At 73.8% G+C, this 12,876-nt stretch carries 10 protein-coding genes; 2 read left to right on the top strand and 8 right to left on the bottom strand.

What is annotated here, in order from left to right:
- Window positions 1-431: 431 nt before the first annotated feature.
- Complete coding sequence (locus tag WME95_RS31205) at window positions 432-1,484, bottom strand: hypothetical protein (protein ID WP_437902996.1); 1,053 nt, start codon at window positions 1,482-1,484, stop codon at window positions 432-434.
- Window positions 1,485-1,538: 54 nt separating this feature from the next.
- Entirely contained in the window at window positions 1,539-3,152 is a 1,614-nt protein-coding gene (locus WME95_RS31200; RefSeq protein WP_437902995.1) for a DUF4215 domain-containing protein, read from the bottom strand.
- 397 nt (window positions 3,153-3,549) lie between these two features.
- Between WME95_RS31200 and WME95_RS31195 the strand changes: the two genes are divergently transcribed.
- Entirely contained in the window at window positions 3,550-3,657 is a 108-nt protein-coding gene (locus WME95_RS31195; protein ID WP_437902994.1) for a hypothetical protein, read from the top strand.
- Between the two features lie 9 nt (window positions 3,658-3,666).
- On the opposite strand, the gene WME95_RS31190 is transcribed toward WME95_RS31195, so the two are convergent.
- The 4 genes from WME95_RS31190 to WME95_RS31175 form a co-directional block, all read right to left on the bottom strand.
- Window positions 3,667-4,881 (bottom strand): formylglycine-generating enzyme family protein, encoded by a 1,215-nt coding sequence (locus WME95_RS31190; RefSeq protein WP_437902993.1) that lies wholly within the window; start codon window positions 4,879-4,881, stop codon window positions 3,667-3,669.
- Between the two features lie 377 nt (window positions 4,882-5,258).
- Window positions 5,259-6,881, bottom strand: a complete 1,623-nt coding sequence (locus WME95_RS31185; protein WP_437902992.1) for a serine/threonine-protein kinase — start codon at window positions 6,879-6,881, stop codon at window positions 5,259-5,261.
- Window positions 6,882-7,125: 244 nt separating this feature from the next.
- On the bottom strand, window positions 7,126-8,214 hold the full coding sequence (locus tag WME95_RS31180) for a hypothetical protein (protein ID WP_437902991.1): 1,089 nt from the start codon (window positions 8,212-8,214) through the stop codon (window positions 7,126-7,128).
- 144 nt (window positions 8,215-8,358) lie between these two features.
- Window positions 8,359-9,336 carry a formylglycine-generating enzyme family protein gene (locus tag WME95_RS31175; protein WP_437902990.1) on the bottom strand — a complete coding sequence of 326 codons (978 nt, stop codon included), beginning with the start codon at window positions 9,334-9,336 and terminating at the stop codon, window positions 8,359-8,361.
- On the opposite strand from WME95_RS31175, the gene WME95_RS31170 reads away from it, so the two are divergent.
- Window positions 9,305-9,784 carry a hypothetical protein gene (locus WME95_RS31170; RefSeq protein ID WP_437902989.1) on the top strand — a complete coding sequence of 160 codons (480 nt, stop codon included), beginning with the start codon at window positions 9,305-9,307 and terminating at the stop codon, window positions 9,782-9,784. The genes WME95_RS31175 and WME95_RS31170 overlap by 32 nt on opposite strands.
- A gap of 173 nt (window positions 9,785-9,957) precedes the next feature.
- Here WME95_RS31170 and WME95_RS31165 read toward each other — a convergent pair whose 3' ends face one another.
- Complete coding sequence (locus tag WME95_RS31165; RefSeq protein ID WP_437902987.1) at window positions 9,958-11,013, bottom strand: hypothetical protein; 1,056 nt, start codon at window positions 11,011-11,013, stop codon at window positions 9,958-9,960.
- A gap of 264 nt (window positions 11,014-11,277) precedes the next feature.
- Window positions 11,278-12,870 carry a protein kinase domain-containing protein gene (locus tag WME95_RS31160; protein ID WP_437902985.1) on the bottom strand — a complete coding sequence of 531 codons (1,593 nt, stop codon included), beginning with the start codon at window positions 12,868-12,870 and terminating at the stop codon, window positions 11,278-11,280.
- Window positions 12,871-12,876: the final 6 nt, after the last annotated feature.

The raw sequence follows: 12,876 nt of genomic DNA, 5'->3' as shown, positions 1-12,876 counted from the left end.
GCACGAAGCGACGGGGCGCCCTCTCCTGGGGCAGTTTGCGACGCGCGGCGGGCTTCACGTCGTTCCGTGGCGTCTCGTCAGCGCTCCACGCGTGTCGCGTCCGGGAGCCGTGCCGCCCGGCCTGACGAGCTCTGCCACCAGGGGGCGCCGCGAGGGGGCGGCGGCCACGATGGGCCCTCACGGAGCGCGGAGCGACGCGAAGGCCCGCCCGCCGTGCCGATCGGGAGCACGTGCGCACGGCGCGTCGTCGTGTCGTCGTGCGGCGCAGGAGCAGCGACAGGATGGCGAGCACGAGGGCGAGCGCCCGCGCCGCGAACGCCGGCGCGCCGCCGGCTCGCGCTCCCCCGCTCGGCCTGCCACGCGCCCTGCGCCCGAGCTCGCCCCCGTGGCCCTTGGATCGATCTCGCTCCTCGGCGCGCCGGGGCCCCGCTTCAGCGGATCTCGAAGACGTAATCCGTGTCGTAGGTGCGGACGAAGAGCTTGCCGTCCTTCTCGACAAGGAACTCGGGGCCGCTCTTCAGCGGCAGCTTCGAGACGACCTTGCCGGTGGCGCGCTCGAGGACATAGAGGAAATCCGGCTCGGCCGTGAAGCCGTATCCGCAGAGGAGGTGATCTCCATGCAAGACGAAGTTGTCGGCGTTGCAGACGAGCGGCGCGCTCTGCCAGAGGAGCTGTCCCGAGGCGAGCTCGATGGCCGACAGGTAGGCGTTCTTGCCCTTCGACGAGGCCGCATACGTCCTGTGCCCCGACGAGACGTAGAGGACGCCGTCCTCGACCGCGGCCCAGCCGATGCTGCCCTTCACGAAGCCGGCTTCCTTGGGCTCGAACTCGGGCGGCATGAGGAAGCTCTCGAAGTCGAAGAAGGCGACGATCGTGCGCGCCGCGTCGAGGATCGCGACGAAGCGCGCCTCGGCGAAGTTCGGGCCGTAGAGCAGCGCGCTGTGGTCCCCGTGGTCGATCACCTTGACGAGCGCTTGATCGCGGTAGCGCTCGGGAGCGAAGGAGGGGAAGGTGTCGCTCGCCCCGCCCGCGTCCGCGCCAGGCGCCGGCGTGATCATCGGCAGCGCGAGGCCGTTCGTGGTGAACCATGCCGCCTCGTCCGTGATCTGGTTCTTCTTCTCGGCGATCTTCACGAGGCGCGGCGCGGCGGAGCTTCCGGCCGGCGCGCGCCGGACGAGCGCCGCGCCGAACGGCGGCGGCGGGAGCCTCACCGGAGACCGGCTATCGAGCGCCGCGCCGTCGCTCGCGGCCACCAGCGCCGGCTTCCCGTTGCCGCCGCGGGGGGGCGGCGCGGGCCGCGGCGGCGGGGCGCCGTCGTGAGGCGCCGGCGTCGCGGCGCCGGTCGCGCCGGGGGGCGTCGCGGCGTCCTGGGAGGCGCGGGCCGGCGGCGCCGAAGCCGGCTGGCACGCGCCTACGGCGAGCAACGCGGCGGCGAGCCAGCGCGCGGGGCGAAGTGGCTGAGGGGGAGGCGGGGCGGAGAGCACGCGGGCAGCGTACCGCATCCGCCCCGGCGAGAGGGCGCTCCGAGGCGCGGGAGCTCAGCCCGAGGGCGTGAAGGAGAGGTTGAGCGTGTAGGGGCCGGCCTCCTGCGTGTTGTACGGCTCGACGAAGATGAACAGCGGCACGCCGCGGTCGACGGTGATATCGGTCCTCTCGTCGCGGCCCTTGATCTGCTCCTCGATGCACGCGAGCTGCCGGCCCGTGCAGCCGGCCCGCACGTAGAAGCCCTGATCGGTCTCGGAGGACAGCACCACCCTGAGCCTGCCGGCGCTCGGCGGCGTGATCGCGTGGATCCCCTCCCGCATCCCGGGCCTGGTGCAGGTGCCGTCGAACACCATCGTCCCGCTCGTCGTGTTGCCCCGGTTCTCGCCCAGGACGGCCACGGGCGCGTCGGCGCAGATGTCGTCGAGCTCCCAGGTGCACTCGGCGGAGCAGCCGTCGCTGCTGACGGTGTTGCCGTCGTCGCACTCCTCGGGCCGGCTGACGATGCCGTCCCCGCAGGTGGCCGGAGAGAACGAGAGCTCCAGCGTGTACGGCCCTGCGCCAGCGGACGTGATGGCGTCGACGAAGATCGGCACCTCCTGGTCCTTGCTCAGGACGAGCGCGATTTCAGGCCCGGCACCCGAGGGGGAGGCCTGGTCCTGGCAGGCGAGCTCGGTGGATCCGTCCGCGCACGCCGTGCGGGCGTAGAGGACGTGATCCCCCGCCCCCGACTGGAGCACGACGCGGAGCGTGCCCGACTGCCCAGCGGGAGGCGTGAACAGGTGGACGTCCTCGGGCCCCACGCCCCCGCAGGTGCCTTCGAACACGCGCGTGCCCAGCGACGTATCGCCCTCGATCGTCGACGTCGTCACCGGCGCCGCGTCCGCGCAGGCTGCGTCGACGAGCGGGCGGCAGATCGCGGCGCAGTCGCTGTCCGCGCAGTCGACGCGCTCGTCGCCCTCGTCGTCCTCGCCGTCGGAGCAGTCCGTCTCGCCGAGCTTGCAGAGGCCGTCGAGCGTGTCGCACACGCCGAGCGCCCGGCACTGCGAGTTCTCGGTGCACCCAGGGATGCACGCGGTGCGCTCGCCCCTGACCTCGCTGCACCGGTAGCCGTCGCGGCAATCCTCCGGCCCGCTGCACAGAAGGAGGCACAACCCCAGGCCCTCGCCGAAATCTTCACAGAAGCCGCCGTTGGGACAGTCTCCCACGGCGGGATCGCACTGGCCCGCGCAGGCGCCGGCCGGCCATCCCCACTCGCGCTCGGTGATGCAGTAGTCCTCGGGGCAGGCAGCGTCGGAGGTGCACGCCGCTCCATAGGGCGAGGGGCTCGCTCCGCCGGAGCCGCCGGTGCCCGTGGGCTCGGCGCCACCCGCACCGCCGGTGCCCGTGGGCTCGCTGCCACCCGCGCCGCCGGTGCCCGCGGGCTCGGCGCCGCCGGTGCCCGCGGGCTCGGCGCCGCCGCTGCCGCCCGAGCCCGCGGGCTCGGCGCCACCGCTGCCGCCCGTGCCGGTCGCGCCCGACGCACCGGCGCCGCTGCCCGTGGGCTCGGCGCCGCCGGAGCCGCCGGCGCCACCGGCGCCGCCTTCGCCACGTTCGCCGTCATCGCCGCCGCACCCAGCGGTCGTCGAGAGCGCGAGCACAAAGAGACCTGCAACGAGTCGTACGTTCATCCACCCGCTCCACCAGAAGAGAGATTGTCGAGACGTGAGGTGCACTCCACCCCACGGCGCAGCGCCGCACCATCTTCAGTGCAACGGCTTCGCCTGCCAACCCCTGGTTCTGGTTCACGGCATCCGTGCTCGTTGGCGCGCCGCGTTTGCCGCGGGCTCGTCATGCGCGATCCGCGCCGGACAGCAGGCCGTTTCGCGGAAAGAGGGCGTACCGAGGCGGCGCGCGTAGCACGCGAGCCCACCGGCCCGCCGTCGGAACACGTGCGTTCGTTGGCACCCTCGCCACGGAGGCGGCCGTCGCCGCGCGCGCGGGCGCCCTGCGCCGCGAGCACATCCAGGGCACGCTCGGCGAGGTCGTCGCGGGCAAGCTGAACGGGCGCGGCGACGCGGCATCACCGTGTTCGGCTCCACCGGGCTCGCCATCCAGGACGTCGCGCTCGCGCGGGTCATCTACGCCGCCGCGCTCGAGCGGGGCGCCGGGACGGCGTTCGACTTCTTCGGCTGATCGCGGCCGCTACGGCGTCCTCGCGCACCGCACGCCGAGGCTGTAATAGGGCGCCGACGGCGCGACGCTGACCCGCTCGGACGTCAGCAGATAGCTCGGCGTGCCGAAGCTGCTCCCGCTGCGGACCACCCGGTTCGAGGTGTCCGCCAGGTTGGCGCAGTCGACGCATTCCGCCGGATAGGTCCCGTACCCATCCAGCATCCACTCCCTCATGCTCCCGCCGAGATCCGCCTGCGTCCACCGCCCGTCGCCCTTCGGCGAGCGGGACCCGACGTGCACGATGTCGCTGAAGTCGCTCTGGAACGTGCAGCCGGGCGCCGTGCTCTCCCTGCAATCGTAGGAGGCGTAGCTCGCGTCGATGGTCGTCGACTCCGGCGGATTCGACCACGGATACTGCCGCTGCTCGTCCCCGCCGGCCGCCGCGTAGTTCCACTCGGCTTCTGTCGGGAGCCGGCCCCCGTCCCACGCGCAGAACGCGAAGGCGACATACCAGCTCACGCAGTTCATCGGCAGGTGCTCCTGGGCGCCCGCCGCCTCCGTCCACGTCCGCATGTCCGCGTTGTCCGGATTGCACATCACCGCTGCTTGCAGCGCCGCCGCGTCCGGGGGCAGCTCGCTGCTCCAGGCCGGGTTCCACCCGCTCCCCTGGATGCCCGGGTGCGCTCCCGCGTCGGCCGCGGGCTGGCTGCCGGGGTACGCCTCGAAGAACCTCCGGAACCTCCCCACCGTCACCTCGAAGCGATCCAGCCGGAAGTCGCTCACCGTCGCTGGATATGCAGCATCGTTGCCGCGGTCGAAGGTCCCCCCGGGCACCACCGCGCTCGCGCAGCAGCTCTCGCTTTCGCCCGGCCCGCACGTCGATGGCAGCCCTTCGCAGCTCGGGGGCGTCGTGCACGCCCTTCCGCTGCACACGGGCGCCTCTGCAGGACACGGCTCCGGGGCGTCCCACTGACCGCGGTCGTTGCACCGCTCTAGCCGGTTGTCCGAGCACCGCGCGTCGCCGCGCGTGCACTCGCCGGCGCCGGCGCCGCCGCCATTGCCGGCGCCGCTGCCATTGCCGGCGCCGCCGTGGCCCGAGCTTGCGTCGCCTCCGCCGGATACGGTGTCGCCGCCTGCGCCTTCGAACGGGTGATAGTCCTTGTCCAGCCCCAGTATCGCCGTGCAGCCGCTTGCCATGAAGGCCGATGCCGCCCACCACCACCGACGCGTGCGCTTGCTCTTCATATCTCCTCTTTGCCCACTCTCCCCGCGCTGTCCACCGCGGCACGCGCCCGCGATCTTACCCGGCGACGCGCGCGGCTGCGCCGCCTCCAGCGGGATGGCCGGGCCTACGGGCACGACGACATCCCGACGATGCGAGAAGAGTGGCTGCGTCCACTCCTGACCTCACCCAGCACGTAGCCGTCGCGCCGCACCACGGTGCCCGCCGGTGCTCCCGCCGGCAGGGAGAGCGCGAGCCTCCCGAGCCTTCCGGTTGTAGCGCTCGACCCCATGGGCGTCGTCGACCGAGCCCGTCGCCTCCGATGCAGCCCGGGAAAACACTGCTCCTTGCAGCGGTGCGGGCGCGCCGTCTCGGTGGAGGAGGGCTCCGGCTGGCGACCTCAGTAGCGCCCGAACAGCGTGCTGGGGGCCGGCTTGATCGGTGCTGGCGCCTTGCCGCTCGCGACCGGCCTGGGCGCGGTCGTCGTCGGTTTGTTCGGGCGCACCGGCGCAGTCGCGCTCCTGGGGGGCGCCGCCTGGACGCGTGCCTCGGCGGACGGCGTCACCGTCGGAGGGGGCGCCGAGGCCGGCGCGGGCGCCACCGCCGCGCTCGGCTCGGGCGTCGCTGCGGCCGGCTCCGGCGCCGCAGCGCTCGGCGGGGGCGCTGCCGCGCTCGGATCGATCACCGTCGGGTTGCCCGCGGGCGGCGCCGTGCCCTGGCGCGGGCTCAGCGGGCTCGCGGCGACCACGTCCGGCACCGCCGGTTCTCCCTCGCTCTCCGCGCGCTGCGCGATCCAGAGGGCTGCGACCACGAGCATCGCGACCCCCAGCAAGGCCATCCCAGCGGCGATTGGCGCCCGGCGCGGCTTCGGCGGCAGCGAGGTGGTGGCCGCGCCGGTCGAGGCCTCTGTCAGCCGCACGCGGTGCGAGCCGGAGAGGTGCTCCGGGGACGGGGTCGTCCCCAGCGCGGATTCCGTTCTCATGAGCGCCGGCGATAGCTCGGGTGACGACGGCGAGCTCGGGCGCGCTCCGGGCGAGGACGGCGGGCTCGAGAGCCGCGCGGGTGAGGACGACGGGCCCTGGAGCATGCCGGCGTAGGACGGCGCGCTCGGGAAGCTCGCGCGGCGGCCACCGCCCACCGGCATGCCGAACACCTCGCCCAGGGCGTGCACCGCCTCCGTGGCCTTGCGGAACCGCGCCGCGGGGTCGACCGCCGTGGCCCGGGCGAACCACGCGTCGAAGCCCGGCGGCAACATCACGCCGACGGAGCGCGCCCGCTGCACCGGCGGCTCCTGCGGGCCGCGGACGGCCAGCATCGCGAAGGCGATCACATCACCTGCCTCGTTGGCCTCGGGGTCCCAGTACGGGAGACCCACCAGCAGCGCGTACGCCATCATGCCCAGCGCGTAGATGTCTGCAGCGCCGGTGAGCTTCTTGCCGACATGGAACTGCTCGGGCGCCATGTAGAGCGGCGTGCCGAGGCTGCGGGTGGCGCCGGCCGCGGTGGCGCCGTCGGCGACCAGCTTCGCGACGCCGAAATCCAGGATCTTCACGCGGATCGAGCCGTCCTCGCACTGCGACAGGAAGAGGTTCGCGGGCTTCAGGTCCCGGTGGACGATGTTCGCCGCGTGGGTGCGGTCGAGGGCCAGCGCGGCCTGGTAGAGGTAGGTCACGGCCTCGTCGGGCTGCAGGCGGCCGACGCGCTTGAGGCGCTCGCCGAGCTCCTCGCCGCGCAGCAGCTCCATGACCAGGAAGGGCATGCCGGTCGCCTCGTCGACGCCCGCGTCGAACACATCGACGATGTGCTCGCTCTCGATGTTCGCCGCGATGCGCGCCTCTCGCTTGAAGCGCTCGCGCATCTCCTCGCTCTCGAAGAGGTGCGCGTGCATCACCTTGAGAGCTCGGTGTCGCTCGGTCTCGAGGTGGACGACCTCGTGGACGGCGCCCATGGCGCCCGAGGCGATGAGGCGGACCACACGGTAGCGGCGCGCAAAGACGGACCCGTCCGCGAGTGCAGTCGACACGAGCCAAGAGGATCCCGTCGGGCGCCCCCGGCGTCAAGGCCTCCTCGGGGCTTGCCGCGACGGCCCCTGCTGGCGGCGCGCCCGTCCTGTCATGATGTCGCGTAGTTACGCGGTTACGCGGTTACGCACTTACGCACTTACGCACTTACGCACTTACGCACTTACGCAGTTGCACGGTTGCGCAGTTGCGCAGTCGCAAAGGGCCGCTCCTCCTCCGGAATCCTCCGGAAGGCGCCGCCGCTGGTCAGAAGGTGCCCTGGGCGCCGAGGACGGCCCCCGTCGGCCCGGCCTGCAGCACGCTCGCGCGGAGCCATCGCGGGGCGGCGCCCGTCGCCGGGCCGGCCGGCTTCGGCTCCGTCCAGTACAGCACCGCGGCTGCGCCTAGCCCGGCCAGCCCCACCCCGAAGCCGAGGGTGCTCATCAGCGCCATCGTGCCCCCGCTCTGCGCGGCTTTGTTCCCTGTCGCATCACAGGCCTTCTCGTCGCTGGCCTGGATCCGGCTGCCGCAGTGCTCGTCGACGACCGACTTCTTGTCGAGCGCGAGCGCGCCCAGGATCCCGCCCGCCACGAGCCCTGCGGCGCCCACCCCGCCGGCCACGTAGATCAGCGCCCGCCGGCCTCCCGGGGCTGCCGCCTCGTCCGGGACTCCGAGCGGCCGCGGGGCGTCGCGCTGCGATTCCGCCTCGGCGGGCGGGGGCTGCGCGGGGGCGGGCGCCGGCGGCGCGGGGATGCTGGGAGCCATCGCTTCCTTGACCTCCAGCGTCAGCGCCTTGGTCTCACCCTCGGCGATCGCGACGGTCTGTTCCCACAGGGGTCCTCCCGGCGCCTGGGTCGACACCAGGTGTACCCCGGGGTTCACCGGGAGCGCGACGCCGAGCGCGGCCGGTCCCATCGCGCTGCCATCGCGCTTCACCACCGTGCCAGGCGGGGCGCCGTCCTGCAGCGAGAGCGAGAGCCGCGGCACGCGCGGCGCGAGCCGATCGCGCTCCTCCCGCGCCGCCTTCGGCCGGTCCCCTTGACGGGCCCGCAGCGCCGGCGTCATCCGCTCCACCCAGGCCAGGTAGTTCCCGAGCTGCGTCACGGCCGTGGCGATCCGGCCCCACTGCGACTCGCACATGGCGAGCGTGAAGAGCGTACCCGGCTGAGGATCGAGCTGCTCGCTCTCCGCGAGCATCTTGCAGCCCGACTCGTAGCGGCCTGCCTGCATGTCGGCGAGCCCTCGATTGAAGAGCTCCTCCGCGGCCGCGGCGTCCTGCGCCGCGGCGGGCGCGGCGAGCGAGAGCGAGGCGAGGGCGACGAGCAGATGTGCGGACCGGCGGAACCAAGGCGTCATGTTCTGTCTCACCCGGCAGGAGAGGGGACCTCGGAGAGCGTCGCCGCCAGGGCGCGAGGCGCGCGCACCCGGCAGGAGAGGGGACCTCGGAGAGCGTGGCCGCCAGGGCAGCCAGGACGCGACACGCGCGCGGCCCGCGAGCATCTACAGCGACCTCACGCAGCGGATGCCGGTCGACCGGGTGAAGTCATTCTGGGGATGATGGCCGCGGTTCAGCGTTCGCAGCCTGGAGGAATCCTCGTTCCATCCCCCGCCCCGGAGGGACCGGTCCGCGGCCGTCGCCAGCTGGGCGCAGTTGACGCAGGGGTTCAGGTAGTCGCCCAGGAACGAGTCCAGCGTCCACTCCGCCATGCTCCCTGCCAGATCGGCGTGCCCCCACCGCCCGTCTCCTCTCGGGGATCTCGACCCGACGGGCACCATGTCATCGAACTCGCAGCCGGTGGACGCGCCGATGAGGCAAGCGTAGGTCGTGTAGGTGGTATTGAGCGTCGTCGAGGCCGGGGGTTGCGACCACGGATAGTGACGCTGTTCGTCCCCTCCGGCGGCTGCGTAGTTCCACTCTGCTTCGGTGGGCAGCCGTCCCCCGTCCCACGCGCAGAACGCGAAGGCGATGGGCCAGCGGACGCAGTTCATCGCGAGGTGCTCGTTGGCGCCGGGCGTGTCGGTCCACGTGCTGTAGATCCCGCTGCACCGGATCGCCGTCCTCAGCGCCGGTGCGTCGAGAGGGAGTGCCGAGTCCCAGTCCGGGCTCCACCCGCTCCCCTCGATGTCCGGGTGCGCTCCCGCGTCGCGCGGCGGGCGGCTGCCTGGATAGGCGTCCACGAACCTCCGGAACCTGCCCACCGTCACCTCGAACCGATCCATCTCGAAGTCGTCCACCGTGGCGGGGAACGCGGGATTGTTGTCCCGGTTGAAGGTGCCTCCGAAGACCGGCCATGCGGTGCAGCAGCTCTCGTCGCCTCCCGGACCGCACGTCACGGACAGCCCACCGCAGCTCGGCCGGTTCACGCACGTCCCCGCGACGCACACGGGCGCCGTCCCTCCGCACGGCGGGCTGCTCTCCCATCCGCCGTTGAAGCACTGCTGCGGCGTGTTGTTCAGACACCGCCTCTCGTCCGTCACGCAATCGTCGCCCCCGCCGGTGCTGGCGGTGGTCGTCGAGGTGGTCGCCGCGGTCGTGGAGGCGGTCGTCGTTGTGGTGGAGCTCGTCGTTGTGGTGCTGCTGGTGGAGGTCGGGCCGCCGCCGCTGGCGTCGCCGCCGGAGCCGGCGCTCGTCGAGGCGGGGCCGCCGCCGCTGGCGTCGCCGCCGGAGCCGGCGCTCGTCGAGGCGGGGCCGCCGCCGCTGGCGTCGCCGCCGGAGCCGGCGCTCGTCGAGGCGGGGCCGCCGCCGCTGGCGTCGCCGCCGGAGCCGGGGCCGCCGCTGCCGCCCTCCCCGCCGGCGCCCGTCGTCGCCGCGCTGGCGCCCGAGCCGTCGCCGCCTGCTCCGCCGCTGCTCGTCGTCGTGCCGGTGGCCGAGCCGCCGCTGCCGCCTTGCCCGCCGGTCCCGGCGGCGCTTCGGTCGTCGAGGTAGTAGCCGTCGAAATCGGCGATCAGGCCGCACCCGCTGGCGACGAAGACCGAGGTAGCCCACCACCATCCCGTGCGCCTGCCAACCATGCCTACTCCTCTACAGCCGCTGCGCGGGTGCTGTCCATAGCGCCGGTAGCCCCCAGGAATGCTCTTACGAAGGCGCGGTCGTCGGCGTCAGAAGCGCCCTCGCGCGCCGAACACGGCCCCATTGGGCCCTGCCTCCAGCACGCCTGCGCTGATCCACCTCGGGCTCGCGGTGACCGCCGGTGCCGCCGTCTTCGGCTCGGTGAGGTACAGGACGAGCGCCGCCCCGACCCCGGCCAGGCCCACCGCGAACCCGATCGTGCTCACCGTGGCCAGCGTGTTCGCGCTGTTCCCGGCGTCGCGCCCTGTCGTGTCGCATGCCTTCGGGTCCGTGGCCTCGATCCCGCTGCCGCAGTGCTCGTCGATGGTGCCCTTCTCGCCGAGCACGAGCGCGCCGGTGATGCCGCCCAGCACGAGGCCCGCCGCGCCGAGCCCGCCCGTCAGATAGAGAGCCGTTCGGCGGCCTGCGGGAACCTCCGGTGAGGCCGGCGCGGGCGCCGGCACGATCGCCGGTGCCGGGGACCTCGGAGGGGGCGCGGGGGCCTGGGCGGCCGGCGCGTCCTTCAGCGCCAGCGTGAGCTCTTTCGTCTCGCCCGCCGCGATCGTGACGTGTTGTTCCCGGACGGGCGCTCCCGGCGCCTGGATCGACACCCGGTGATCTCCGGGGTCGACGGGCAGCGCGACGCCCAGCGCGGCCTCGCCCAGCACGGAGCCGTCGCGCCGGACCACGGTGCCTGCCGGCGCACCCGGCGGCAAGGAGAGCGCGAGCCTCGGAATCTGGGGCGAGAGCCGGTCGCGCTCCTCCATCGCGAGCTTCGGCCGCTGGCCTTGACGGGCCTGCTCGGCCGGCGTCATCCGATCGAAACGCGCCAGGTAGTCCTTGAAGCGCGCGACCGCCGTGGCGATGCGGCCCCATCGGGCCTCGCAGGACGCCAGCGTGAAGAGCGTGCCGGGCTGAGGGTCGATGCGCTCGCTCTCGGCGAGGGCCTTGCAGCCCGTCTCGTAACGGCCTGCCTGCATGTCGGCGAGCCCCCGCTCGAAGAGCGCCTCGGCGGCGGCGACGTCCTGCGCCGCCGCAGGAGCCGAGAGGGAGAGCACGCCGAGGGCGGCGAGGAGAGGGGCGGAGCGGCGGAGACGAGAAGGCATGCGCTGGCACTCGGCAGGTGAGGAGAGAGCGGGAGACGCGCCGTCACGAGCGCGGCGGGCGGGCGGATTGGAGCACGACGCCGGAGAGGTGGGAAGGAGGGGAAGGAGAGCGGAACGGGGCGCTGAGCCGTGCCTTCATGACGGCGCTTCAACCCATCGGAGGCGAACGAGGACACGCTCCGCGCGCAGGGGGTGAGCCGGCGTTGCCACCGAGGCGGAGCTCGGCGCGCAGGGGGCGAGCCGGCGCTGCCGCGGAGGTGCAGCTCAATATCGGCCGTACGGGGAGGGAGCGGTGGATGTCGTTTGTTGCGGCGCAGGCGGCTTCTTGTTGCCCGAGGGCGGCCTGGGCCCCGATGCCGATGGCTTGGCCGCGGGCTCCCGTGACGGCGCGCCCGCGCGGAGCGTTATCGGTGCGGGGGCCGTGGAGGCTTGCACCACCGCCCTGGACGGCGCGCGCGGCGCCGTCGCCGAGGGGGGAGGAGGCGTCGCTGCGGCGGTCGGTTCCGGCGCCGTGGGGGCCGGCACGGGCGCCTGCGCGAGGGTCGGCTCGGGCGCGGGCGCGAGGGTCGGCCCGGGCGCTGCCAACGTCGTCTCCGGCGCCGCCGCGGCCGTCGTGACGGCAGCCGCCGCGGCCGTCGTGACGGCAGCCGCCGCTGGATCGCCGCCGCGGCTGGCGCGCAGCGCGAGCCAGCCGCCGCCCAGCAGCACGAGGAGCCCCAGCCCCGAAAGCCCCGCGGCGAGCGGGGCGCGGCTCGGTCTCGACGGCAGGGACAGCATGCCGGACACCGCGGCGCCGGTCGAGCTCCCCACGTGCGCCGGACCGGACGAGCGCGCGTCGCGCTCCGGGCCCGCGCTCTTCGCCGCCGCCGGGGCCGGCTCGGCCGTGAAGGGGGCGGGGGCCACCGCTGCGGTGGCGGGGGCGGTTCCGGGCCAGGACGGCGCGCTCGGGAACGTCGCCCGGCTGCCGCCCGCCGGGACGCCGAGCGCCTCGCCGAGGGCCCGCACCGCCTCCGTGGCCCGCTGGAACCGCGCCGCGGGATTGACCGCCGTGGCTCGGGCGAACCACGCGTCGAAGGCCGGCGGCAGCGTCACGCCCATCGAGCGCGCCCGCTGCACCGGCGGCTCCTGCGGCCCGAAGACGGCGATCATCGCGAATGCGAACACGCCGTCGACGCTGCTCGCCTCGGGATCCCAGTACGAGGCGCCCACGAGCAGCGTATAGGCCATCATGCCGAGCGCGAAGACGTCCGCGGCGCCGGTGAGCCTCGCGCGGCCGTGGAACTGCTCGGGGGGCATGTAGAGCGGCGTGCCGAGGCTGCTCGTGGTGCCCGCCGCGGTCGCGCCCTCGGCGACGAGCTTGGCGATGCCGAAGTCGAGGATCTTCACGCGGACCGAGCCGTCCTCGCGCTGCGACAGGAAGAGGTTCGCGGGCTTGAGGTCGCGGTGCACGATGTTCGCCGCGTGGGTACGGTCGAGGGCCAGCGCGGTCTGGTAGAGGTAGGTGACGGCCTCGGCGGGCGGCAGGCGGCCGGCGCGCTTGAGGCGCTCGCCGAGCTCCTCGCCGCGGAGCAGCTCCATGACCAGGAAGGGCATGCCGGTCGCCTCGTCGATGCCCGCGTCGAAGACGTCGACGATGTGCTCGCTCTCGATCTTCGCCGCGATGCGCGCCTCTTGCTTGAAGCGGGCGCGCATCTGCTCGCTCTGGAAGAGGTGAGCGTGCATGACCTTGAGCGCGCGGCGGCGCTCGGTCTCGAGGTGAATCACCTCGTGGACGGCCCCCATCGCGCCGGCGGCGATGAGGCGCTCGACGCGGTAGCGGCGCGCGAAGACCGTCCCCTCCGCAAGGATGACCGACACGAGAGG

The organism is Sorangium sp. So ce327 (assembly GCF_051530205.1).
In the GTDB taxonomy this organism is placed as follows: domain Bacteria; phylum Myxococcota_A; class Polyangia; order Polyangiales; family Polyangiaceae; genus Sorangium; species Sorangium cellulosum_B.
Note: the sequence above shows the minus strand (reverse complement) of the source record. Positions and strands in the feature narration are given on the sequence as shown.

Coding starts and splice junctions, on each gene's coding strand:
- WME95_RS31200 (WP_437902995.1), bottom strand. CDS start 3,152: ATGAACGTACGACTCGTTGCAGGTCTCTTTGTGCTCGCGCTCTCGACG.
- WME95_RS31190 (WP_437902993.1), bottom strand. CDS start 4,881: ATGAAGAGCAAGCGCACGCGTCGGTGGTGGTGGGCGGCATCGGCCTTC.
- WME95_RS31180 (WP_437902991.1), bottom strand. CDS start 8,214: ATGACGCCTTGGTTCCGCCGGTCCGCACATCTGCTCGTCGCCCTCGCC.
- WME95_RS31165 (WP_437902987.1), bottom strand. CDS start 11,013: ATGCCTTCTCGTCTCCGCCGCTCCGCCCCTCTCCTCGCCGCCCTCGGC.